Raw genomic sequence first — 24,341 nt, 5'->3', positions numbered from 1 at the left:
GAGAGCACGGGGCGCGGCGGGCGGGAGAGCACGCGGCGCGGCGGGCGGGAGAGCACGCGGCGCGTTCCCAGCCGTAGGCCGCTACACGCGCGTCGGCTCCTCACCGACATCCCCGAGGTACCACCGGCCTTCGCCGAGCAGTTGCAGCTGCCGGGTGTGATGCTGTTCGACCGTGCTGCGATGGCTGACGCTGACCACGATGGTGTCCGGGAGCTCGCTGCGCACCAGTCGGTAGAGCATCAACTCCAGACCCTCGTCGAGTGCCGACGTCGATTCGTCGAGGAACACCGCCTGCGGCTTGGTCAGCAGGATGCGCGCGAACGCGATGCGCTGTTGCTCGCCGGGGGAGAGCACCTTCGCCCAGTCCTGCTCCTCGTCGAGCCGACCGGCCAGGTGCGGCAACGCCACCCGTTCCAGGACCGCACGCAGATCGTCGTCGGTGATCGAACCGATCTTGTTCGGATACGACACCACTGCGCGCAGATCGCCCAGCGGCACATACGGCATCTGCGACAGGAACATTGTCGCGTTGTCCTCGATCGGATACCTGATCGAACCTGAGGCGAACGGCCACAACCGCCCCAGGCTGCGCAGCAGCGTGGTCTTTCCGGTGCCGGAGGCACCGGTGATCACCAGGGCCTCGCCGGGTTGCAGTGACAGGTCGAGTGGGTCGATCAGCCGGCGTCCGTCCGGGGTTCGCACCTCGACGTCGTCGAGCTCCACCCCTTCGCCGGCGGAGTCCTCCGCGGTCAGCGATGGCAGCGCCCGGCCTTCCTCGTTGGCGATCACCAGGCCGTGCAGACGGATGATCGCGGCGCGGTAGCCGGCGAAGTCGTCGTACGCGTTGCGGAAGAACGACAGGCCCGACAGGATCGAACGGAAAGCACTCGCCGTCTGTGAGAGCTGGCCCAGGGTGATCTCGCCGCTGTAGAACCTCGGGAACTGCACGATGTAGGGAATCAGTTCCTGCGCCTGGGTGATCGAGAGGTTCCAGCCGAGGAAGCCCGCCATCCGGTTGACGTATCTCTTGTAGTTGTCCACGATCGGCGCGAACAGCCTTCGCAGGCCGGTGCGCTCGGCGATCTCGCCACGGTAGAACGCCACCGCCTCCGCAGCGTCGCGCAGACGCACCAGGGCGTACCGGAAGGCGGCGTTGAACTTTTCGTTCCGGAATGCCAGCCCGATGATCGGGCGACCGATCCAGAACGCGACGACCGTGGCGAACAAGATATAGGCGAGGCCGATCCAGAACATCGCCTTCGGCAGTTCCACGCCGACGAACGGCAGGGTCACCGGGCCCGACAGATTCCACAGGATCGCGGTGAACGAGATCATCGCGGCGATCGACGAAATGGCGCCGAACAGCAGCGTGGTGCCCGAGGTGTTGTTGGGCCGGTTGGGCAGCGGGCCGACACCCGCGGTGAAGATGTCGATGTCCATCTGGATGCGCTGGTCGGGGTTGTCGATGGTGTCGTCGATGAACCGCGAGCGGTAGTAGGCCTTGCCGTCGAGCCAGTCCCCGGTCAGTTGGTCGGTGAGCCAAGCCCGCCACCGCAGCATGAACCGCTGTGTCGCCAACAGGTCGATCATGATCGTGGCGACGTTGATCACCGCCAGCACGGCGAAGACCGTCATCGACAGCCAGAAGCCGTCCCGGCCCGATTCCCGAACGGTGTCGTCACCGGCCCCGACCCCTGCCGCGATGACTTGGAAGCTGGTCATCATGTCGTTGCCCTGGAAGCTGAACAGCACCGACAACCGGACGCTCGCGATCACCAGCAGCAGGATGCCCGCCAGCCACAGCCACACGATCACGCTGTCGCGCCCGGTGAAGTAGCCCCGGGTGACCCGCCAGAACTGGCGACCCCACTCGGTGTACCGAGCGATCAGTACCAGCGCCACCAGGGTCGCGACGGCGGCGTACGCCCAGCCCTTGGCGATCCATGCCAACGAGGTCCAGATCTCGTTGTCCCAGTTCAGCGTCGGGGTGAACGTTTCCATTCGGGCAAACTACCCTGACCGTCGGCCCGCAGCGTGGTGGAGCACGCTAACCCGAAGGCGCGAGTCGGCCCAGCCGCCACTCGCCGTCCCCCACGAGTTCCAGCCGCTGGTCGTGGAACTGGTGCACGGTCGCTCGGTGGCTGACGCTCACCAGAACGGTCCGCGGCAGCGCCGCACGTACTGCGTGGTAGAGCATCAGTTCGAGGCCTTCGTCCATCGCCGACGTCGTCTCGTCGAGAAAGACCGCCGAGGGCCGGTGCACCAGGATGCGGGCGAACGCGATGCGCTGCTGTTCGCCCACCGAGAGCACCTTGGTCCAGTCCTGGATGTCGTTGAGCCGGATCACCAGATGCGACAGCGCGACATCGAGCAGTGCCTGCTGAATGGCCCGGTCGTCGACTACCCCCGGGGATGCCGGGTAGGCGACCACACCCCGCAGATCGCCGATCGGCAGGTAGGGCAGCTGAGGGACGAACATCGCGTCGTCGCGGCCCTTCGGGAGGCGCACCTGCCCAGCCGCGAACGGCCACAGTCCCGCCAGGCTCTGCAGCAGTACCGACTTGCCCACCCCCGACGGGCCGGTGATCAGCAGGGTCTCGCCGGCGTCGAGGCGCATGTCCAGAGTGCCCACCAGCGGGGTTCCGTCCGGTTTGCGCACCTCGACGCCCACCACCTCGAGGGCGCCGGCCGCTGACCGCGCCGTGTGTACCGAGTCGAAGGCGGCGGCGCGGTTGTTCTGCTCGGCCAGCCCGTCGAGACGGATGATCACCGCGCGGTAGCTCGCGAACTCGTCGTAGGCATTGCGGAAGAACGACAACGAATCGTGGATCGCGCCGAAGGCGATGGAGGACTGCCACACGTCGCCGAAGGAGAGCCGCCCGGCGAACAATCCCTGTGCCTGGACGAGCCAGGGGAGTGGGTTGATCGCCTGGCTCATCGACACGTTCCAGCCGAAGAACAGCATCATCCGGTTGAGCCAATGGCGGTAGTTGTCCATCACCGAGTCGAGCCGCCCCTGCAGCAGCGACCGCTCGGCGGGCTCGCCGCGGTACAGGCCGATCGCCGCACCGCCGTCACGCACCCGCACCAGCGCGTAGCGGAAACCGGCGTTGCGCTTCTCGTTGAGATAACTGAGCCGGATCAATGGTCGGCCGATGACCACCGCGACGACGGTGCCCACCAGCACATAGACCAACACGATCCAGAACAGCGCCTTGGGCAGGGTCAATCCGGCGAGCGTCACCGGTTCCGACAGGCGCCACAGGATCGCACCGAAGGTCAGCACCGACAGCACGGCATGCACCGCGCCGAACAGCAGTGTGTTGCCCGAGTTGTACATCGGGTTGTTCGTCTGGCCGCCCACGCCGGTGGTGAACACATCGATGTCCTGCTGGATGCGCTGATCCGGGTTGTCGATGGGTGTGCTGGAGAACTGGGCGCGGTAGTACGCCAGGTCGCCGAGCCAATCGCCGATGAAGCGGCGGCTCAGCCAGATTCGCCACCGCATGATGAACCGCTGCATGACGTACATGTCGAGCAGCAACCGGACGATGAAGCAGCCGGCCAGCACCGCGAACACCACCATCGTCGCCCAGAACCCGGCGACGCCGCTGGCCTCGGCCGCAGCCGACGTCCCGCCCTGGAAGGCGATCTGCAGCGCGGTGAACAGATCGTTGACGTAATAGGTCAGCAGCACGTTGATCCGCACCGCGACGACGGTCGACAACAGCAGGAACCCGACCAGCAACCACACCGTGACGCTCCGCCTGCCGGTGAAGTAATCGCCTGTGACACGCCAGAATTGGCGCCCCCACTCGGTGAAGCGGCCGAGTGCCAGAAGCACGACAAACAGGCAGAGCGCCGTGAGCACGAACGTCGTCGCCACCCAGAGCGCCGAGTTCGTCAGCTCGCGGCTCCAGTCGATGGACGGCTCGAAAGTCTCGGTGTCCAAGCCTTGCACCTCCCCCCCGCCGGCCAGCCTGCCTGCGGCGAAGCTACCGCAGCCGGCCGCGACAGACCGGGATTCCGCCCCGCTCGGCCTAGGGCACTGGCGCATGCGCGGGCCGCGTACCGTGAACGTGTGGCTCGGACCTCTTCGAAAACGTCGTCGAAACCCAGAACAGGACGGATGTCCAACCGCTTCTGGAAGCTGCTCGGCGCCAGTACCGACAAAGACCAGACGCAGTCGATGGAGCTGGTCCATCGGTCCGCCGACTACGACGAGAAGGCCTCGGGACTCGACGACGAGCAACTGTGCAAAGCCGCCGGATTGCTCGAACTCGACGACCTGGCCGACTCCAGCGACATCCCTCAGTTCCTGGCCATCGCCCGGGAGGCGGCCGAGCGGACGACCGCCCTGCGGCCGTTTGATGTGCAGCTGCAGGCCGCGCTGCGGATGCTGGCCGGTGACGTCGTCGAGATGGCCACCGGCGAGGGCAAGACTCTCGCGGGCGCCGTCGCGGCCGCCGGCTACGCGCTCGCGGGTCGCAGCGTGCACGTCATCACCATCAACGACTATCTGGCCCGTCGCGACGCGGAATGGATGGGACCGCTGATCGAGGCGATGGGGCTGACCGTTGGCTGGATCACCGCCGACTCCACCGCCGCCGAGCGGCGCCAGGCCTACCAGTGTGACGTCACCTATGCCTCGGTCAACGAGATCGGCTTCGACGTGCTGCGCGACCAACTGGTCACCGACGTCGACGACCTGGTGTCCCCGCACCCGGAGGTGGCACTCATCGACGAAGCCGACTCGGTGCTCGTCGACGAGGCGCTGGTGCCGCTGGTGCTGGCCGGCACCAGCCATCGGGAGACCCCGCGCGTCGAGCTGATCCGGCTGGTCGGCGAGCTCGACCCAGGCAAGGACTTCGCCACTGACGAGGACAACCGCAACGTGCACCTCACCGAGGCGGGCGCGCTCAAGGTCGAGGCGGCCCTCGGTGGTATCGATCTGTATTCCGAGGAGCACGTCGCGACCACGCTCACCGAGATCAACGTCGCGCTGCACGCCCACGTTCTGCTGCAACGCGACATCCACTACATCGTGCGCGACGACGCCGTACACCTGATCAACGCCTCCCGCGGACGCATCGCCACACTGCAGCGGTGGCCCGACGGTCTGCAGGCCGCCGTGGAGGCCAAGGAGGGCATCGCCACCACCGAGACGGGAGAGGTGCTCGACACCATCACCGTGCAGGCCCTGATCAACCGATACCCCCGGGTCTGCGGCATGACCGGTACCGCGCTGGCCGCCGGCGAGCAGCTGCGGCAGTTCTACAAGCTCGGGGTGTCACCGATCGCGCCCAACACCCCCAACATCCGCGAGGACGAGACCGACCGGGTGTACGTCACCGTGGCCGCCAAGAACGACGCCATCGCCGAGCACATCGCGGCCGTCCACCAGACCCGCCAGCCGGTGCTGGTGGGCACCCGCGACGTCGCCGAATCCGAGGAACTGCATCAGCGTCTGGTCAAGGCCGGCGTCCCGGCGATCGTGCTCAACGCCAAGAACGACGCCGAGGAGGCCGCCGTCATCGCCGAGGCGGGCGCTCTGGGCGCAGTCACCGTATCCACCCAGATGGCCGGCCGCGGCACCGACATCCGGCTGGGCGGTTCGGACGAAGCGGACCACGATGCCGTCGCCGAACTCGGCGGACTGCACGTCATCGGCACCGGCCGGCATCACACCGAACGGCTGGACAACCAGCTGCGCGGTCGCGCCGGACGGCAGGGCGACCCCGGCTCGTCGGTGTTCTTCTCCAGTTGGGAGGACGACGTTGTGGTGTCCCACCTCGAACCCAACAAGCTGCCCCTCGAATGCGACGAGGACGGCCGGGTGGTGAGCCCGAAGGCGGCGACGCTGCTCGAACACGCCCAGCGCATCGCGGAGGGCCGGCTGCTCGAAGTGCATGCCACCACCTGGCGCTACAACCAGCTCATCGCCCAGCAGCGCGCCATCCTCGTCGAGCGGCGCGACACGTTGCTGCGCACTGCGACGGCGCGCGACGAGCTGAAGGAGCTGTCGCCGACGCGCTACCAGGAACTCAGCGAACTGCTCGGCGACGACGCCGAGGAGAAGCTGGAGAAGATCTGCCGGCTGATCATGCTCTACCACCTCGACCGCGGCTGGACCGAGCACCTGGCGTACCTGGCCGACATCAGGGAGAGCATCCACCTGCGGGCGCTGGGCAGGCAGAACCCGCTCGACGAGTTCCACCGGATGGCGGTCGACGCGTTCGCCTCGCTGGCCGCCGATGCGATCGAGGCCGCTCAGCAGACGTTCGACACCGCGCCGTCGATCGAGGACGAGCAGGGCGTCGACCTTTCCAAGTTGGCGCGACCGACCTCGACCTGGACGTACATGGTGCACGACAACCCGCTGTCGGACGACTCGATGTCCGCGCTGAGCCTGCCCGGCGTGTTCCGCTAGGTTTCTCGGATGGCCAACGCCTCGGGCGATTCGGTGGGCGGGGACGGCGCGACCGGGGAAGTGCTGCCGCAGGATCGGGTGCTGACGGTGCCCAACGTGCTGTCGGTCATCCGGCTGGCGTTGGTGCCGGTCTTTCTGTACCTGCTGTTGGCCGTCGACGCGACGGGTTGGGCGGTCGCCGTGCTGATGTTCAGCGGCGCCTCCGACTGGGCGGACGGCAAGATCGCGCGGCTGGTGGACAATCAGTCCTCGCGGCTGGGCGCTCTGCTCGACCCTGCAGTGGACCGCATCTACATGGTCGTGGTGCCGGTTGCTCTGGCGGTGGCCGGGGTGATCCCGTGGTGGATCGTGGCGCTGCTGCTCGGACGGGATCTGGTACTGGCCGCGACGCTGCCGCTGCTGCGCAGCCGTGGGCTGACGGCGCTACCGGTCACCTACCTCGGAAAGGCGGCGACGTTCGCACTGATGTCCGGGCTGCCGTTGGTACTGCTCGGCCAGTACGACGCGCTCTGGGCCCGGGTGGTGCTGGCATGCGGATGGGGCTTTCTCATCTGGGGCCTGGCCCTGTACCTGTGGTCGGGAATCCTCTACCTGATCCAGGTGGGAATGGTGGTGCGCACCATGCCGACGAGGACGTCTGGCCCATGACCGGCGCCCCCGGGCGAATAATCAACTCATGAACACCTTGGGGGGGTTCGACCCCGAATCGGGGCGAAACACCCATGAGGCGGGCAGACCGACGCTGATCCCGGTGCCGTCGCTGTTGCGGTCGCTGCTGTCCGATCACCTCGATCCCGGATATGCCGCAGCGGCGAACGCCGGGCGGCCGCGCGGTAAGGGCGCTGAACGGATCTGGCAGCTACTCGCGGCGGTGGTGGTGGTCGCCGTGTTCACGCTGGCGTGGTCGCAGGCGCAGACCACTGCGCCGGGGGTACGAGAATCACAGCAGGTGCTGGCCGGCAATGTGCGCTCCGCCGAGGCAGAGGCGGAGCAGCTCGCCGACCGGCGGGACCGGCTGGCTGCCGAGGTGGACGCCGCGCGGCGCAGCCGCCTCGACGGGGATGCGGTGGGCCGCCGGCTGCTCGCCGACCTCGACCAGGCCGACGCCGCCGCGGCGGCGGTGCCGGTGATCGGGCCGGGGTTGACCGTCACCGTCACCGACCCGGGCGCCTCGCCCGATCTCACCGACGTGTCCGAACAGCGGGTCGACGGAAGCCGGCAGGTGATCCTCGACCGCGACCTGCAGCTGGTGGTGAACTCGCTGTGGGTCAGCGGCGCCGAGGCCATCTCGGTGGGCGGCGTGCGCATCGGTCCGAACGTGACGATCCGGCAGGCCGGCGGCGGCATCCTCGTCGATAATCAGCCGATCGCCAGCCCATATGTCATCCTCGCGGTGGGCCCGCCGCACGCGATGCAGGACGTATTCGACCGCAGCGCCGGCCTGCGGCGGCTGCGGCTGCTGGAGACGTCCTACGGCGTCGGGGTCTCCGTCGCCGGGGGTGACGGGCTGGCCGTACCGGCAGCATCGGTTCGTGACATGATCTTCGCCCGACAGAGTGGACCCAATTGATCGGAATCCTCGCCCTCGTCGTCGGCATCGTGCTCGGTGTCGTCTTCCATCCCAGCGTTCCCGACGTGGTCGCGCCCTACCTGCCGATCGCGGTGGTCGCGGCCCTCGACGCGGTGTTCGGTGGCCTGCGCGCTTACCTGGAGCGGATTTTCGACTCGAAGGTCTTCGTGGTTTCGTTCGTCTTCAACGTCCTGGTGGCTGCGCTGATCGTGTACGTGGGCGATCAATTGGGCGTCGGTACCCAACTGTCCACGGCGATCATCGTGGTCCTGGGAATTCGGATATTCGGCAACGCCGCCGCGCTGCGGCGAAGGCTGTTCGGTGCGTGAGCCATGAGTGACGAGCACCCGCCGCAGCACGCCGCCGACTCCCGTCACGGCCGTCATGAACTGCACACCGGCGCTTCGCCGGGCCCGGTGCCCCGCCGCGGCCGGTCACAGGTCGTCTTCGGGGCGCTGGCCGTGCTGCTGTGCCTGCTGTTGGGCGTGGCGATCGCCACGCAGGTCCGCCAGACGGAGTCGGGGGACTCGCTCGAGACCGCCCGTCCCGCGGACCTGCTGCTGTTGCTGGACTCTCTGCAGCGGCGAGAGGCAGCGTTGAACACCGAGGTTGCCGACCTGCAGCGCACCCTGGCCCAGCTCCGTGCCTCCGGCAGCAGTGACCAAGCGGCGATCGAGAACGCGAGTGCTCGGCTGGCGGCGCTGTCGATCATGATCGGCACCGTGCCTGCGACCGGCCCGGGGGTGACGCTGACCATCGAGGACCCCGCGCCCGGCGTCTCCCCGGAGACGATGCTCGACGTGATCAACGAGTTGCGGGCAGCCGGAGCCGAGGCAATGGAGATCCGCGGGGAGCGGGGTGGCGAGGAGGTCGCCGTGCGGGTCGGGGTCGACACCTGGGTCGTCGGCACACCGGGAGCGCTGGTCGCCGACACCACGACGGTGAACCCCCCGTATTCGGTTCTCGCCATTGGCGATCCGCCCACCCTGGCTGCAGCGATGAACATCCCGGGCGGCGCGATGGACAGCATCAAGCGCGTCGGCGGCAGGATGGTGATACAACAGTCCGACCGAGTCGACATCACCGCCTTGCGGCAACCGAAACCCCGCCAATACGCTCAGCCCGTCAAATAGATCACCGATAGAGGAGCGCCGTGAGCGAGATCCCCGCCGAGTTGTCCTACACCGCCGAACACGAGTGGGTGCAGCGAACCGGCGACGACACGGTGCGCGTGGGTGTCACCGACTTCGCGCAGTCCGCACTGGGAGATGTGGTTTTTGTCCAACTGCCCGACGTGGGGACGGAGGTGACCTCCGGGGAGTCCTTCGGCGAGGTGGAGTCGACCAAGTCGGTGTCTGATCTGTACGCCCCCATCACCGCGAAAGTCGTTGCGGTCAACGGCGATCTGGACGGCAACCCGCAGCTGGTCAACTCCGATCCGTACGGCGCGGGCTGGCTGGTCGAACTGCAGGCCGACGGGGCCGCGCTGGAGGCCGGTCTGGGAGAACTGATGGACGCCGAGGGCTACCGCGACCACGTGACGGACTGAGGTGTTGTTAGGGTCGAGCAGACCGGATCGCAACGCGCGGATCCGGCAGTGGTGGACACAACTGAGTCCACTGCGCGGTACGGTCGACACCAGCGGCGCGACGGCTGGGGGTTCCGGCCGGATATCGCCACAGCAGCCAGTGAGGAGCAGCGGGTGACGGACAAGGACTTGAACTCTGGGGCTGACTCTGACGAGGTCACCGTAGAGACGACATCGGTGTTCCGCGCCGACTTCCTCAGCGAACTCGATGCACCGCCGGCACCGGGCGGCGAGAGTGCGGTTTCCGGGGTCGAAGGGCTGCCGGTCGGTTCGGCGCTCCTCGTCGTCAAGCGCGGCCCCAACGCCGGGTCGCGATTCCTGCTCGACCAGCCCACCACCTCGGCCGGTCGGCACCCCGACAGCGACATCTTCCTCGACGACGTCACCGTGAGCCGCCGGCACGCCGAGTTCCGGTTGGAGGGCGGCGAGTTCCAGGTCGTCGACGTGGGCAGTCTCAACGGCACCTACGTCAATCGGGAACCGGTCGACTCCGCGGTGCTCGCCAACGGCGACGAGGTGCAGATCGGCAAGTTCCGTCTGGTGTTCCTCACCGGGCCGAAGGGCGACGACGGCGCCGCCGGCTGACTGGCCGCCGCCGCAACCGACACGACCAACACCGCACGCCGACCCGATGACACAACCCGACGCAGCTGGACTCAGCGGGATGTCCATCGGGGCCGTCCTCGATCTGCTGCGCAGCGACTTCCCCGACGTGACGATCTCCAAGATCCGGTTCCTGGAAGCCGAAGGCCTGGTCACACCGGAGCGCACCGCATCGGGCTACCGCCGCTTCACCGCCTATGACTGTGCCCGCCTGCGATTCATCCTCACCGCTCAGCGCGACCATTACCTTCCGCTGAAGGTCATCAAGGCGCAGCTGGACGCCCAGCCTGACGGTGAGCTGCCGCAGGCCGGATCGGGGTACCTGGCACCGCGGCTGACCACCGTCACCGAAGGCTCCGACGAGCTGCCTGCCGGACGTTCCGCGGTCGGGCCGGCGCAGGCCCGGCTGAGCCGCGATGACTTGCTGGAACGTTCCGGTGTCGACGACGAGTTGCTCACCTCCCTGGTCAAGGCGGGGGTGATCACACCGATCTTCAAGGGCGGCAGCACCGTCCTGTTCGACGAGCATGCCGTGGTGATCGCCCAGTGTGCCCGCGCCCTGGCCGACTACGGTGTCGAGCCGAGGCACTTGCGGGCCTTCCGGTCTGCTGCCGACCGCCAGTCCGATCTGATCGCGCAGATCGCGGGCCCCATGGTCAAGGCGAACAAGGCGGGTGCGCGGGACAGGGCCGACGATCTGGCACGCGAGGTGGCGGCGTTGGCGATCACGTTGCACACGTCGTTGATCAAGTCGGCCGTACGCGACGTTCTGGATCGCTGAGGACTAGACTCGCGGTGGCGGGTTCTCGATGAATTCGTGGCACCCGGGCATTATTCGGCTCGGACGGAATTGGGCAGCACACCGGTGCGGAGGGCAGGCACAGATGGGTGAGGTTCGTGTGATCGGCATTCGGGTCGAGCAGCCCCAGAACCAGCCCGTTCTGTTGCTGCGTGAGTCGAACGGTGATCGCTACCTGCCGATCTGGATCGGCCAGTCCGAGGCTGCCGCCATCGCGCTGGAACAGCAGGGCGTCGAGCCCGCCCGACCGCTCACACACGATCTGATCCGGGACCTCATTGGTGCGCTTGGCCATTCACTCAAAGAGGTGCGCATCGTCGACCTGCAAGAGGGCACTTTCTACGCAGACCTGATCTTCGATCGCGACATCAAGGTGTCGGCGCGTCCGTCGGATTCGGTGGCCATCGCGTTGCGGGTGGGTGTGCCGATCTACGTCGAGGAGGCGGTCCTCGCGGAGGCGGGACTGCTGATCCCCGACGAGAGTGACGACGAGGCCGGGGGCGCCGTGCGGGAGGACGAGGTCGAGAAGTTCAAGGAGTTCCTCGACAGCGTCTCGCCCGACGATTTCAAGGCGACCTGACGTTCAGAGCCCCCGAGAGCAGTTCCGCGGACGGATGGTCACGGATGCGTCTCGTCGGACTCGACACGCGGGCGGCGTTTCTCACGGGGCCGAATCGGGCAGCCATACTTGGTCGCGACGGGCAGTCATGACGGGCCCCCAAGCGTATGCTCAACACAGTTCCGGCCGGGGTTAACGTGCGCCTCGTAGGTCAGGGCGCGGGTTTTATTGGCGAGAGGATTCGACAAGTGGGAGACACGCCACGCCAGGAGGAACTGGACCTGACCACCGGCGCACCGCCGGTGGAAAGCTCCTCTCGGGCGGTCTCCGAGCCCGTTCAGGGCGGTCTGTTCCCCGATGATTCGGTACCCGATGAGCTTGTCGGGTACCGCGGGCCGAGCGCCTGCCAGATCGCCGGGATCACCTACCGCCAGCTGGACTACTGGGCCCGCACCTCGCTTGTGGTGCCGTCGATCCGGGGCGCGGCGGGATCGGGCAGCCAACGGCTGTACTCGTTCAAGGACATTCTGGTGCTCAAGATCGTCAAGCGCCTTCTCGACACCGGGATCTCGCTGCACAACATCCGCGTCGCGGTGGATCATCTGCGCCAGCGCGGTGTGCAGGACCTGGCCAACATCACGCTGTTCTCCGACGGCACGACGGTGTACGAGTGCACGTCGGCCGAGGAAGTCGTCGACCTGCTCCAGGGCGGGCAAGGGGTGTTCGGCATCGCGGTCTCCGGCGCGATGCGGGAACTCACCGGCGCGATCGCCGACTTCCCCGGTGAGCGGGCTGACGGCGGCGAATCGATCTCCGCGCCGGAGGACGAACTGGCGTCGCGTCGCAAGCATCGCGACCGCAAGATCGGCTGATCCGCCGTCTCGCCGCGGCCACCGGTAGACTCGGGCGCGCATCGCCCTTGCGCGGGAGAGTTCCGTGGCCGCCAGCCACGGGCGCCGAAGGAGCAACACCTCTCCGTCAACCTCTCAGGCCCCAGGACCGCGTGAGGCCCCGATGCCTCTGGAAAGCGGTGGTCCCGTCCCCTGGACATTCCCGGGGACCGGCCCACCCGCCCATGGGGAAAGGTCACGGCTGAAGGCTTCAGCCGCCCGGCCGAATCTCTCAGGCGCCCGGTACGGGTCGACGACAGAGGGGGAGGAGCCCGTTCGCATGCGCTCCTCGCGCCCGCGGCAATCGTCGGGAGATGTCAGTCATGTCCGATAACACGATGTCCGAGACCGGCTCCGATTCCCGGCCCGAACCCTCCGAACTCCGTTTCGTCGACCGCCACATCGGGCCGGATGCGCAGGCCGTGGCCACGCTGCTGAACACGATCGGTGTCGCGTCGCTCGATGAGCTCGCCGCCAAGGCGGTGCCCGCCGCGATCTTCGATCCGGTGACCGCCGACGGGATCGCTCCGGGGCTCGAGCACCTGCCGCCGGCGGCCACCGAGGCCGAAGCCCTGGCCGAGTTGCGTGCGCTGGCCGACTCGAACACCGTCGCGGTGTCGATGATCGGCCAGGGCTACTTCGACACCCTCACGCCGCCGGTGTTGCGGCGCAACATCCTCCAGAACCCCGCCTGGTACACCGCATACACGCCTTATCAGCCCGAGATCAGCCAGGGCCGACTCGAGGCGCTGCTCAACTTCCAGACGATGGTCACCGACCTGACGGCCCTGGAGGTCGCCAACGCGTCGATGCTCGATGAGGGAACCGCCGCCGCCGAGGCGATGACGCTGATGCATCGGGCGGTGCGGGGGTCGAGCAATCGGATTGCCGTCCACACCGACGTTTACGCGCAGACCGCCGCGATACTCGCGACCCGCGCCGAACCGCTCGGAATCGAGATCGTCACCGCCGATCTGCGGCAGGGCCTGCCCGACGGCGACTTCTTCGGCGTCATCACCCAGTTGCCGGGCGCCAGCGGCGACGTTCATGACTGGGCCGGACTGGTCGGTCAGGCACACGAACGGGGTGCGCTGGTGGCTGTCGGCGCTGATCTGCTGGCGCTGACGTTGGTCACGCCTCCCGGTGAGATCGCTGCCGACGTCGCCTTCGGCAGCACCCAACGCTTCGGCGTGCCAATGGGATTCGGTGGTCCGCATGCGGGTTATCTGGCCGTGGGTTCCAAGCACGCCCGGCAGTTGCCCGGCCGGCTGGTGGGGGTGTCCAAGGACGCCGACGGCTCGCCGGCGTACCGGCTGGCGCTGCAGACCCGCGAACAGCACATCCGCCGCGACAAGGCCACCAGCAACATCTGTACGGCGCAGGTGCTGCTGGCCGTGATGGCCGCCATGTACGCGAGCTACCACGGCGCCACCGGGTTGACCGCGATCGCGAACCGGGTCCACCGCCATGCCGGGTCGCTGGCCGCCGGCCTGGCTGCGGCAGGCGTCGAGGTGGTGCACACCTCGTTCTTCGACACGGTGCTGGCGAGGGTGCCCGCCCGGGCGCTCCAGGTGCAGGCGGCTGCCAAGGAACGCGGTATCAACGTCTGGATGGTCGACGACGACCACATCTCGGTGACGTGTGACGAGGTGACCACCGACGACCACGTCTCGGCGGTGATCGAAGCCTTCTCCGGTGGTCCGGCCGGCGGCCCCGTGGATTTTGTGGGCGCCGACATCGCCACCCGGACCTCGGAGTTCCTCACCCATCCCGCGTTTCACAAGTACCGCACCGAGACCGAGATGATGCGGTACCTGCGCTCGCTCGCCGACAAGGACATCGCGTTGGACCGCAGCATGATTCCGCTCGGGTCGTGCACGATGAAGCTCAACGCGGCCGCAGAGATGGAGTCCATCACCTGGTCCGAGTTCGCCCGCCAGCACCCGTTCGCGCCGGCGTCGGACACGCCGGGGCTGCGCCGGTTGATCGCCGATCTGCAGATCTGGCTCAGCGGCCTCACCGGCTACGACGAGGTCTCGCTGCAACCGAACGCCGGATCGCAGGGGGAGTACGCGGGCCTGCTGGCGATCCAGGCGTACCACGCCGCAAGGGGGGACACCGGCCGCACCGTCTGTTTGATCCCGTCGAGTGCTCACGGCACCAATGCCGCGTCCGCCGCCATGGTCGGGATGAAGGTGGTGGTCGTGACCTGTCGGGCGAACGGCGACGTCGACCTCGACGATCTGCGCGCCAAAGCCGCAGAGCACGCGGAACGCCTGTCCGCGTTGATGATCACCTACCCCTCCACGCACGGGGTGTACGAACACGACATCGCGGACATCTGTGCTGCGGTGCACGACGCGGGTGGTCAGGTCTATGTCGACGGCGCGAACCTCAACGCGCTGGTCGGCCTCGCCCGCCCGGGCCGCTTCGGCGGCGACGTCAGCCACCTCAACCTGCACAAGACCTTCTGCATCCCGCACGGTGGCGGCGGCCCCGGCGTCGGGCCGGTCGCGGTGCGCAGCCACCTGGCCCCGTACCTGCCCGGGCACCCGCTGGCTGCCGAACTGGCCGACGAGCGCACCGTCTCGGCAGCGCCCTACGGTTCTGCGTCGATCCTGCCGATCACGTGGGCCTACATCCGGATGATGGGCGCCCAGGGCCTGCGTTCGGCGTCGCTGGTGGCGATCGCGTCGGCCAACTACATCGCCCGCCGGCTCGACGAGTACTACCCGGTGCTCTATACGGGCGAGAACGGCATGGTCGCCCACGAGTGCATCCTCGATCTGCGGACCATCACCAAGACCACCGGCGTCACCGTCGACGATGTGGCGAAGCGACTCGCGGATTACGGTTTCCACGCCCCGACGATGAGTTTTCCGGTGGCCGGCACGTTGATGGTCGAGCCGACCGAAAGTGAATCGTTGACCGAGATCGACGCGTTCTGCGAGGCGATGATCGCGATCCGGGCCGAGATCGATCAGGTCGGGTCCGGGGCGTGGCCGGCAGAGGACAACCCACTACGGGGTGCGCCGCACACCGCGGCGAGCCTCCTGGTCACCGAGTGGAACCACCCCTACACCCGGGAGCAGGCGGCCTACCCGCTGGGCGCGTCGTTCCGGCCGAAGGTCTGGCCGCCCGTGCGCCGCATCGACGGCGCGTACGGCGACCGCAACCTCGTCTGTTCGTGCCCGCCGGTGGAGGCCTTCGCCTGATCAGCGGCGGCGGGCACCGTGCCGAACCAGTGCCGACCGATAGAGTGACCGCATGACCGGAGGTGCGCAAGGGACTGTGGAGACCCAGCCGAAGCTGTTCATCTTCCCGCACGCCGGGGGGTCGGCTCAGTATTACGTGCCCTTCGCCAAGACGTTCTCCACCGACATCAAGCGGGTCGCGGTGCAGTATCCGGGGCAGCGCGGCAAGCAGGACTTCGCGTCGTTCACCAGCCTGCCGGCGCTGGCCGACGAGGTCTGCAAGATGGTCTCGCCGGACCGGGACCACGGCGGACCCATCGCCTTTTTCGGTCACAGCATGGGCGGGCTGCTGGCATTCGAGGTCGCCCGCCGGTTCGAAGCGGCCGGCAGGCCGATCGCCGCGTTGTTCGTCTCGGCCTGTGCCGCCCCCGGCAGAGTCGGTTACGAGGACATCCCCGAAGACGACGAAGGCCTGCTCGCCGCGGTCAGCACGCTGACCGGCGCCAGCCCGGAGTTCATGCAGAACCCCGAGTTCGCCGCCGCGATCCTGCCCACCCTGCGGGGGCTCAAGGCGATCGCGAATTACAACTGTCCCGCCGAGGTGACGTTGTCCTGCCCGATCCACGTGTTCTACGGCGACGACGACGAGATAGCCACCGCCGAGAAGGTGACGCCGTGGTCGGAGCGCACCACCGCGGGGTTCACCGTGCGGGAGTTCAAGGGCCACCACTTCTACCTCAACGACCATCTGGGCGCCCTGGTACCGGAGGTCGAGCAGGCGATCTGGGATCGCAGCGGTCGCTGACCCCGAAATCGGGCTGTGGTGTTCACCACACCCTGTGACGTCGCTGTGAGCGGCCCCGAGCACACCCGCGCACACAGATTCGCGGGCTGATCCGGGCGCTGGAAGCACCCAAAACCGCTGGTTCTTACCGAAGAGTCAGGAAAAAACTCGACGTGGCTGTGCAATATCCGCAAACCCTTTACGCACGCGTCAAGACGATAGGAGCACTGTTTTCGGCCACTCCGCCCACCTGCTCGCGCACCGGGCACCGGCAGGCTGGAGCAACTGGAAACCGTGGGACTAGGTGGGGTGTTCCCCTAGCTGGCAAAACTGTCATGCCGGTCAGGGGAATAAATTGCGTACTGACGTTTGCACACTGCCGGCGAAATCCGCCCCGAACTGCCCGCTTCCCTCTGGCAAGCAATTCGTGGTCTAATCCTTCCTCGGATTAGACGACATTATTGACGGCTCGGTGTTAGCCTTCGGGTCGAGCGGGGGGATGCGCGGCCACGGGCTGCGGATCGGTTTGCCATCCACGGCAACGTAGCCGGGACGCAGAAATATTGATGAAAGGACGTCGCCATGCCGTTGCTCGAGTCGACCATCCCTGGCTTGCTCGCGGATCGCGCGCGGACGCAGCCCGATGACGTGGCCTATACCTTCATCGACTACGACGTCGATCCCGCAGGGTTCGCCGAAAGCCTGACCTGGGGCCAGATGTACCACCGCGTCCAGGTCGTCGCAGAGGGCCTGCTGCGCCACGGCTCCAAGGGTGACCGCGCCGCGATCCTGGCGCCCCAGGGCCTGGAATACATCATCGCCTTCTACGGCGCCATGACGGCCGGATTCATCGCCGTGCCGCTTCCGGTGCCCGCGATGGGCCAGCTCGACGAGCGGGTCAACGGCGCGCTGCGCGACTGCCAGCCGGTCGCCGTCCTGACCACCTCCGCCGTCGTCGGCGAGATCATGAACTACGTCGGCGCCCAGCCCGGTGGCGTGGCGCCAGTGGTCATCGAGGTCGACGCGCTGGACTTCGACTCGCCGCGCGACGTCGAGGTCAACGTCGGGCCGCTGCCCAAGACCGCCTACCTGCAGTACACCTCGGGCTCCACCCGGGCGCCCGCCGGCGTGATCATGACCCACCGGAACGTGATCGCCAACCTCGACCAGATCTTCACCGACTACATGGAGCACCGTGGTGGGGTGCCGCCGCAGGACACCACGATGGTGTCCTGGCTGCCCTTCTACCACGACATGGGCCTCATCCAGGGTGTCTTCGCGTCCCTGCTGTGCCCGCCCGACGGGCCGGACGGGTCCTGGGGTCGGCCCGCGGTGCTGATGAGCCCGGTGGCCTTCCTGCAGAAGCCCGCCCGTTGGATCCAGCAGCTCGCGCTCAACACCCACTCGTGGTCGGCCGCGCCGAACTTCGCGTTCGAGCTCTCGGTGCGCCGCACCACCGATGCCGACCTGGAAGGCATGGACCTCGGCGGCGTGCTGGGCATCATCAGCGGCAGCGAGCGGATCCACTCCCAGACCATCCGGCGCTTCAACGAGCGCTTCGCCAAGTTCAACATGCCCGACACCACCGTGCGGCCCTCCTACGGCCTGGCAGAGGCGACGCTGTACGTGATCTCGGCGCCGTCCGGCCACACGCCCGCGACGGTGCGGTTCGACTACGAGAAGCTGTCCGCCGGGCACGCGAAGCGCTGCGGTGTCGAAGGTGGCTCGGAGCTGGTGAGCTACGGCGCCCCACGGTCGTCGACGGTGCGCATCGTCGATCCGGAGACGCGCCTGGAGAATCCCGACGGAAGGATCGGCGAGATCTGGGTCCACGGCGAGCAGGTGGCCACGGGCTACTGGCGCAACCCGCAGGCCACCGAGCGCACGTTCGGCGGCGAGATCGTCGACCCGTCGCCCGGCACCCCGCAGAACACCTGGCTGCGCACCGGTGACCTCGGTGTCATGTCCGAGGGTGAGATGTTCATCATCGGCCGCATCAAGGATCTGCTGATCGTCGACGGACGCAACCACTATCCCGACGACATCGAGGCCACCATCCAGGAGATCACCGGCGGCCGCGTCGCGGCCATCTCGATCCTGGACGACACCAGCGAGCAGCTGGTCGCGGTCGTCGAGATGAAGAAGCGCGGCAACTCCGAAGACGAGGCGCTCGACACGTTGCGTGCCGTCAAGCGCGAGGTCACCTCGGCGATCAAGAAGTCCCACAGCGTTCGGGTGTCCGACCTGGTGCTGGTGGCGCCGGGCTCGATCCCGATCACAACCAGCGGCAAGATACGGCGCTCGGCCTGCGTGGATCGTTACCGCCAGGACGAGTTCAGCCGTTTGGACGTCACTACATGACCTCTGCTTTCGACGAGGATTCTCTTCGGAACTGGTTGGTCGACTATCTCGTCACCAACATCGGTTGCAGCCCCGACGAAATCGATTTCGACGCACCGCTCAACGACCTGGCGGTCGGCTCCAGCGATGCGGTGGTGCTCACCGGTGAGCTGTCGGAACTGCTGGGGCGGACGGTGTCCCCGGTGGAGTTCTGGCAGTACCCGACGATCAACGCGTTGGCCAAGTTCTTGACCGGCGGCGAGGTCGAAGCGGTCGCCGACGCCTCGCCTGCGCATCGTTCCTCGACCGAGGAGCCGATCGCGGTGATCGGTCTGGGGTGCCGGTTCCCCGGCGACATCCACGGACCCGACGAGCTGTGGGAGTTCCTCGAGCAGGGCCGGTCGGCGGTCAGTGAAGTGCCGTCCTGGCGGTGGAAGTGGTTTGACGACGGAACCCCCGAGGGTGCCGCGGCGATGGCGGGCACCACCCGATGGGGATCGTTCCTCTCCGACATCGACCAGTTCGATGCGGAGTACTTCGAGATCTCGCCGAGCGAGGCGGACAAGATGGATCCCCAGCAGCGGTTGCTGTTGGAGGTCACCCACGAAGCGATCGAACACGCCGGCATCCGCCCTGACGCCCTGCGCCACACCCAGACGGGCGTGTTCACCGGTGCCTGCCTCGGTGAGTACGCCGTCATGGCCTCGATGGACCTCACCCAGGTCAACGCCTACTCCGGGACCGGCGGCGCGCTGAGCGTCATCTCCAACCGGGTCTCGTACTACTACGATCTGCGCGGCCCGTCGGTGACCGTGGACACCGCCTGCTCCTCGTCACTGGTGGCGGTGCACCTGGCCTGCCAGAGCCTGCGTACCGGCGATTCTGATCTGGCCCTGGCCGCAGGCGTCAACGTGCTGCTGTCGCCGGCGGTCACCCGGAGCTTCGACGAGGCCGAAGCCATGTCTCAGTCGGGTCGCTGCCACGCGTTCGACGCCCGTGCCGACGGTTTCGTGCGGGGTGAGGGCTGCGGGGTCGCGGTCCTCAAACGGCTCTCCGAAGCGCAGCGCGACGGCGACCGGATCCTGGCCGTGGTCCGGGGCTCCGCGGTGAACCAGGACGGCCGGTCCAACGGCCTGATGGCGCCCAACCCGGCCGCCCAGATGGCGGTGCTGCGCACCGCGTACACCGCCGCCGGGCTGGAGCCGCGTGAGGTCGACTACGTCGAGGCTCACGGCACCGGAACCCTGCTGGGGGACCCGATCGAGGCGCGCGCACTGGGCACGGTGCTCGGTCGCGGGCGTACCGCCGACGCCCCGTTGTTGATCGGCGCGATCAAATCCAATCTCGGGCACACCGAGGCCGCGGCAGGCATCGCGGGATTCGCCAAGACGGTGCTGGCACTGCAACACGGCCGCCTCCCCGCCAACCTCGGCTACGAGACCCCCAACCCGCACATCCCGTTCGACAAACTGCGGTTGAAGGTCGTCGCCGAACCCACCGACTGGGCGCCGACGGGCCGTCCGCGCCGGGCGGGTGTGTCGTCGTTCGGCTTCGGCGGCACCAACGCCCACATCGTGCTCGAGCAGGCGCCCGCCCCGGTCTCCGAACCGGCCGTCGTCGACGCCGATGAGCCGTCGATGACCACGCTGGTGGTATCGGGCAAGACCCCGCAGCGCATCGCGGCGACAGCGGCGACGCTGGCCGAGTGGATGGCCGGCCCCGGGGCCTCTGCGACGCTCCCGCAGATCGCGCACGCGCTGAACCACCATCGTGGTCGGCAGGCCAAGTTCGCGACGGTCTGCGCCCGGGACCGGGACAGCGCGCTGGCGGGTCTGCAGGCGCTGGCCGCGGGACAGTCCGCGCCCGGCGTCGTCGGCCCGCACGACGGGTCCTGCAGGCCGGGGACGGTGTTCGTCTACTCCGGCCAGGGTTCGCAGTGGGCCGGCATGGGCCGCCAGTTGCTGGTCGATGAGCCCGCGTTCGCGGCCGCGGTGGCTGAGTTGGAACCCACATTCGTCGAGCAGGTCGGCTTCTCCCTGCGCCAGGTTCTTGCCGGCGGAGAGCCGGTGACCGGTATCGCCAGGATCCAGCCGGTTCTGGTCGGCGTGCAGTTGGCGCTGACCCAGATGTGGCGTTCCTACGGCGTCCACCCCGACGCGGTCATCGGCCACTCCATGGGGGAGGTGGCTGCAGTCGTGGTGGCGGGCGCGCTGAGCACCGCCGACGGGCTGCGGGTGATCGCCACCCGGTCACGGCTGATGTCGCGCCTGTCCGGACAGGGCGCGATGGCGCTGATCGAACTCGACCCGGACGCCGCGGCCGAACTCATCGCGGACCGTCCCGATATCACCCTCGCCGTGTACGCCTCGCCGCGCCAGACGGTGATCGCGGGACCACCCGACCAGGTCGACGCGGTGATGGCCGAAGTGGCGGCGATGGACCGGCTGGCCCGCCGCATCGAGGTCGACGTCGCGTCCCATCACCCGACGATCGACCCGATCCTGCCCGAACTGCGCGCCGCCCTGCAGGACCTGGCGCCCGCGACCCCGACCATCCCGCTGATCACCACCACCCGGGAGCACGACGGACCCGAGCCGGTGTTCGACGCCGACTACTGGGTGGACAACCTGCGCAACCCGGTTCGCTTCCACCAGGCGGTGGCCGCAGCCGGCGCCGAGCACGGAGTCTTCGTCGAGGTCGCACCGCACCCGCTGCTCACCTACGGCATCAGCGACACGTTGGGGACCGCCCACCACCACGCCGTGCCCACACTGCTTCGGGACACCGACGAGACACTGACCTTCCACACCCACCTCAACAGCACCTTCACCACCCAGCCGCCCGACACCGTGCACGCACCGGAGCCGCATCCCGAGCTGCCGACCACCCCCTGGGCGCACACCAAGCACTGGGTGCAGGTGCACAAGCCGGAGCACCGCGGGGGATCAGCACCCCGGTCGGGCACGCTGCTCGGCGAACGGTCCGCGGTCGCCACCACTCCGCCCACCCACCTGTGGCAGGCGCGGCTGGTCCGGGAGGCCAAACCGTATCCGGGTTTCCACCGCATCCAGGGTGTGGAGGTGGTGCCGATGTCGGTGCTGCTGCGCACGCTGTCGGTCGCGGCCGCCGAGTGTGGCGCGTCCAGGCTGTCGGACCTGCGGTTCGAACATCCGATCGTGGTCGGCCAGCCGCAGGTGATCCAGGTGGTGGTCAGCGGCGAGACCATCACGGTGTCGTCGGCCCCGTCCGCCGACGCCGCCGCACACCGCTGGGTGCGCCATGTCTCCGCGGTGCTCGGCGCCGACACTGCCGCCGACGAACCGGAGGCGCAGACCGGTGAGGTCCGGGGCGCCGAACGCGGCTACGACCGGTCCACCGTGGACGAGTTGCAGGCCAAGTGGGGCGTCGAGGGGCAGCCGTTCCCCTGGTCGATCCAGACCTGCCAGGCCGCGTCCGGAGCGCTGCGCGCCGACGTCGACGTTCCCGACGCGTCGTCGGTCGCGTTGCTCGACGCCGCCGTGCAGATCGCCCGCCTCACCGACATCACCGACGAGCGCCTGCTGGTTCCCGCAGGCGCCGAGGCCGTGTCGGTGACAGGTGAGCTCACCGATACCCGCGCGGTGGTGACCGTGCGTCCCCGCTCGGACAGCGGTGACGACCTCGTCGTCGACGTCGACGTGACCGTTCCCGACGGCAGCGCCGAAGTCGCCATCCGAGGGCTGCGTTACGTCGACGTGCAGGCCGGGCCCGCCCAGCCGACCTCCGGTCCCGCCGACCCACGCACCGTCGCGCATGCCCTCGACTGGCAGCCGTGGGTCCAGGAGAGCGTCGGGAAGCACCCGACGACCGGCACCACGCTCGCGGTGCTCGGTGACGGTGACACCGCGAACGCCCTGCGGGACGGGCTCGTCGACGCCGGGTACTCCCTCGCCGACGAGGCCGAAGCAGCCTGCGTGGTCTACGTCCCCGATGCCGGGCCTGACGACAGCGCAGAAAGCGACTTCGAGTGTGCGGCGCGGCTCACCGGGGAGGTGGCCGAACTGGTGCGCCGCCTGGCCGGCCGGAACCAGCACACCGAGCCCCGGTTGTGGATCGTCACCGAGGGGGTCCGCGACGCACGCACGGCGCGGGCGCTGCGGCAGAGTTGCCTGTGGGGCGTTGCCGGCGTCATCGGCGCCGAGGAGCCGCAGCTGTGGGGCGGTCTGGTCGACATCGCGGCCCCGGCCGACATCGGGGCGTGCGCCTCGGCGATGGCCACTGTGCTGCCCGTGGCGGCGAAGTCGATTCTGGTTCTCGACAACGGCCAGTTCCTGTCGCCGACGCTGACGACGCTGGCCGAGCGGGCCGCGGACAGCCCCCACGAGGCCGTACGGTGCCGTCCCGACGCCGCCTACCTGATCACCGGTGGCATGGGCGCTCTGGGGCTGCTCACCGCCGACTGGCTCGCCGACCGTGGGGCGCGTCGCCTGGTCCTGGCCGGACGCACCTCGCTGCCGCCGCGCCGCGAGTGGCAGACGCTCGACGGCGACGCACGGGCCAAGACCGACGCGATCAGGGCGCTGGAGAAGCGCGGGGTGTCGGTCGAGGTGGCAGCCCTGGACATCGGTTCCCGCGAGGCGCTCACCGCGTTGCTCGCCAAGCGCGACGACGAGGGTGCGCCACCGATCCGCGGTGTCGTCCACACCGCCGGGCTGACCGACAGCCAGTTGCTGACCGACATCGCCACGGACCGCCTCCGGCAGACGATGTGGCCGAAGGTGGCCGGCGCCGAACTGCTCGACGAGGTGTTCCCTGCCGATAGTGTCGATTTCCTTTACCTCACGGCCTCGGCAGGCACCGTGTTCGGGGTTCCCGGTCAGGGTGCGTACGCGGCGGGCAACGCCTACCTCGACTGCCTGGCCCGCGGCCGGCATCGGCGGGGTGGGCGCACCGTCAGCCTCGACTGGGTGGCCTGGCAGGGCCTCGGGTTCGGTTCCGACGCGCAGGTCGTCGTCGACGAACTGCAGCGGTTCGGGTCCCGGCCGATCAGGCCGGAAGAGGCGTTCGCCGCCTGGGAGTACGTCAGCACGTTCGACGTCCCCCATGTGGTGATGGCGCCGATGCCCTCGGCCGACGACGCGGTATCGGCCGAGTCGGCGACCGGCCCGGCGCAGGTGCCGGTGTGGTCTGAGATGTCAGCCGAGGAGGTGCAGACCGTTCTCGAGGACGGGCTGCGCGCCATCATGGCCAATGAGCTCCGAATCGCGGAGAGCGAGGTAGAGACGGACCGACCGTTCGCCGAGATGGGCCTGAACTCGGTGATGGCGATGTCGATCCGGCGAGAGGTCGAGCAGCTCGCCGGCGTGGAGCTGTCCGCGACGATGCTGTGGAACCACCCGACCATCGGGTCCCTGGCGATCCACCTGGCCGACAAGGTGGCTCCCGACACCGAGCCGCATCAGGAAGGCGACGCGGTCGACGATTCGTCCGACAGCCTGTTGGACAGTTTGTTCGACAGTATCGAATCCAACTGATGCCCCCCACCAGACTCGATTTCTCGAATTCACCCGGCACGCGAGACCATGGACATGTCGGGAGTCGATTC

The 24,341-nt window shown here is 68.3% G+C and carries 16 protein-coding genes and 1 riboswitch; of the genes, 14 read left to right on the top strand and 2 right to left on the bottom strand.

Annotated features, from left to right (window positions below; genetic code table 11):
- Positions 1-81 precede the first annotated feature (81 nt).
- Entirely contained in the window at positions 82-2,001 is a 1,920-nt protein-coding gene (locus BEMPMBAN_RS08705) for an ABC transporter ATP-binding protein/permease (RefSeq protein WP_159229963.1), read from the bottom strand.
- A 46-nt stretch (positions 2,002-2,047) separates the two neighbouring features.
- Entirely contained in the window at positions 2,048-3,952 is a 1,905-nt protein-coding gene (locus tag BEMPMBAN_RS08700; RefSeq protein ID WP_159229962.1) for an ABC transporter ATP-binding protein/permease, read from the bottom strand.
- Between the two features lie 177 nt (positions 3,953-4,129).
- Between BEMPMBAN_RS08700 and secA2 the strand changes: the two genes are divergently transcribed.
- The 14 genes from secA2 to BEMPMBAN_RS08630 all read left to right on the top strand — a co-directional run bounded on the left by secA2 (position 4,130) and on the right by BEMPMBAN_RS08630 (position 24,270).
- On the top strand, positions 4,130-6,430 hold the full coding sequence (gene secA2 / locus BEMPMBAN_RS08695; protein ID WP_159229961.1) for an accessory Sec system translocase SecA2: 2,301 nt from the start codon (positions 4,130-4,132) through the stop codon (positions 6,428-6,430).
- Positions 6,431-6,439: 9 nt separating this feature from the next.
- Positions 6,440-7,078, top strand: coding sequence for a CDP-alcohol phosphatidyltransferase family protein (locus BEMPMBAN_RS08690; protein ID WP_159229960.1), 639 nt, complete (start codon positions 6,440-6,442; stop codon positions 7,076-7,078).
- Positions 7,079-7,106: 28 nt separating this feature from the next.
- Positions 7,107-8,000, top strand: a complete 894-nt coding sequence (locus BEMPMBAN_RS08685; RefSeq protein WP_159229959.1) for a DUF881 domain-containing protein — start codon at positions 7,107-7,109, stop codon at positions 7,998-8,000.
- Complete coding sequence (locus BEMPMBAN_RS08680; RefSeq protein WP_159229958.1) at positions 7,997-8,329, top strand: small basic family protein; 333 nt, start codon at positions 7,997-7,999, stop codon at positions 8,327-8,329. The genes BEMPMBAN_RS08685 and BEMPMBAN_RS08680 overlap by 4 nt, the downstream gene beginning before the upstream one ends.
- A 3-nt stretch (positions 8,330-8,332) precedes the next feature.
- Positions 8,333-9,133, top strand: a complete 801-nt coding sequence (locus BEMPMBAN_RS08675; RefSeq protein ID WP_159229957.1) for a DUF881 domain-containing protein — start codon at positions 8,333-8,335, stop codon at positions 9,131-9,133.
- Positions 9,134-9,153: 20 nt separating this feature from the next.
- Positions 9,154-9,549, top strand: a complete 396-nt coding sequence (gene gcvH / locus BEMPMBAN_RS08670) for a glycine cleavage system protein GcvH (RefSeq protein ID WP_159229956.1) — start codon at positions 9,154-9,156, stop codon at positions 9,547-9,549.
- Positions 9,550-9,702: 153 nt separating this feature from the next.
- Positions 9,703-10,173: a glycogen accumulation regulator GarA gene (gene garA, locus BEMPMBAN_RS08665; protein WP_159229955.1), complete on the top strand. Its 471-nt coding sequence runs from the start codon at positions 9,703-9,705 to the stop codon at positions 10,171-10,173.
- A gap of 46 nt (positions 10,174-10,219) precedes the next feature.
- The gene (gene ftsR / locus BEMPMBAN_RS08660; protein WP_159229954.1) at positions 10,220-10,972 is read left to right on the top strand and encodes a transcriptional regulator FtsR; all 753 of its coding nucleotides are present in this window, start codon (positions 10,220-10,222) and stop codon (positions 10,970-10,972) included.
- 103 nt (positions 10,973-11,075) lie between these two features.
- Complete coding sequence (locus tag BEMPMBAN_RS08655) at positions 11,076-11,570, top strand: bifunctional nuclease family protein (protein WP_159229953.1); 495 nt, start codon at positions 11,076-11,078, stop codon at positions 11,568-11,570.
- Positions 11,571-11,797: 227 nt separating this feature from the next.
- On the top strand, positions 11,798-12,421 hold the full coding sequence (locus tag BEMPMBAN_RS08650; RefSeq protein ID WP_159229952.1) for a MerR family transcriptional regulator: 624 nt from the start codon (positions 11,798-11,800) through the stop codon (positions 12,419-12,421).
- Positions 12,422-12,463: 42 nt separating this feature from the next.
- A riboswitch (glycine riboswitch) is annotated at positions 12,464-12,561 on the top strand.
- A 216-nt stretch (positions 12,562-12,777) separates the two neighbouring features.
- Entirely contained in the window at positions 12,778-15,654 is a 2,877-nt protein-coding gene (gene gcvP, locus BEMPMBAN_RS08645) for an aminomethyl-transferring glycine dehydrogenase (RefSeq protein ID WP_159229974.1), read from the top strand.
- A 52-nt stretch (positions 15,655-15,706) separates the two neighbouring features.
- Positions 15,707-16,438 carry a thioesterase II family protein gene (locus tag BEMPMBAN_RS08640; protein WP_159229951.1) on the top strand — a complete coding sequence of 244 codons (732 nt, stop codon included), beginning with the start codon at positions 15,707-15,709 and terminating at the stop codon, positions 16,436-16,438.
- A gap of 561 nt (positions 16,439-16,999) precedes the next feature.
- The gene (locus BEMPMBAN_RS08635; protein WP_159229950.1) at positions 17,000-18,778 is read left to right on the top strand and encodes an AMP-binding protein; all 1,779 of its coding nucleotides are present in this window, start codon (positions 17,000-17,002) and stop codon (positions 18,776-18,778) included.
- Positions 18,775-24,270, top strand: a complete 5,496-nt coding sequence (locus BEMPMBAN_RS08630; RefSeq protein WP_159229949.1) for a type I polyketide synthase — start codon at positions 18,775-18,777, stop codon at positions 24,268-24,270. Before BEMPMBAN_RS08635 ends, BEMPMBAN_RS08630 begins: the two co-directional genes overlap by 4 nt.
- The last annotated feature ends 71 nt before the right edge of the window (positions 24,271-24,341 follow it).

The organism is Mycolicibacterium austroafricanum (assembly GCF_902705885.1).
Taxonomy (GTDB): domain Bacteria; phylum Actinomycetota; class Actinomycetes; order Mycobacteriales; family Mycobacteriaceae; genus Mycobacterium; species Mycobacterium vanbaalenii_A.
Note: the sequence above shows the minus strand (reverse complement) of the source record. Positions and strands in the feature narration are given on the sequence as shown.

Excerpts from the sequence above, each read along its gene's own strand:
- BEMPMBAN_RS08705 (WP_159229963.1), bottom strand. The coding sequence starts at position 2,001 with ATGGAAACGTTCACCCCGACGCTGAACTGGGACAACGAGATCTGGACC.
- secA2 (WP_159229961.1), top strand. The coding sequence starts at position 4,130 with ATGTCCAACCGCTTCTGGAAGCTGCTCGGCGCCAGTACCGACAAAGAC.
- BEMPMBAN_RS08690 (WP_159229960.1), top strand. The coding sequence starts at position 6,440 with ATGGCCAACGCCTCGGGCGATTCGGTGGGCGGGGACGGCGCGACCGGG.
- BEMPMBAN_RS08685 (WP_159229959.1), top strand. The coding sequence starts at position 7,107 with ATGAACACCTTGGGGGGGTTCGACCCCGAATCGGGGCGAAACACCCAT.
- BEMPMBAN_RS08675 (WP_159229957.1), top strand. The coding sequence starts at position 8,333 with ATGAGTGACGAGCACCCGCCGCAGCACGCCGCCGACTCCCGTCACGGC.
- ftsR (WP_159229954.1), top strand. The coding sequence starts at position 10,220 with ATGACACAACCCGACGCAGCTGGACTCAGCGGGATGTCCATCGGGGCC.
- BEMPMBAN_RS08655 (WP_159229953.1), top strand. The coding sequence starts at position 11,076 with ATGGGTGAGGTTCGTGTGATCGGCATTCGGGTCGAGCAGCCCCAGAAC.
- gcvP (WP_159229974.1), top strand. The coding sequence starts at position 12,778 with ATGTCCGAGACCGGCTCCGATTCCCGGCCCGAACCCTCCGAACTCCGT.
- BEMPMBAN_RS08640 (WP_159229951.1), top strand. The coding sequence starts at position 15,707 with ATGACCGGAGGTGCGCAAGGGACTGTGGAGACCCAGCCGAAGCTGTTC.
- BEMPMBAN_RS08635 (WP_159229950.1), top strand. The coding sequence starts at position 17,000 with ATGCCGTTGCTCGAGTCGACCATCCCTGGCTTGCTCGCGGATCGCGCG.
- BEMPMBAN_RS08630 (WP_159229949.1), top strand. The coding sequence starts at position 18,775 with ATGACCTCTGCTTTCGACGAGGATTCTCTTCGGAACTGGTTGGTCGAC.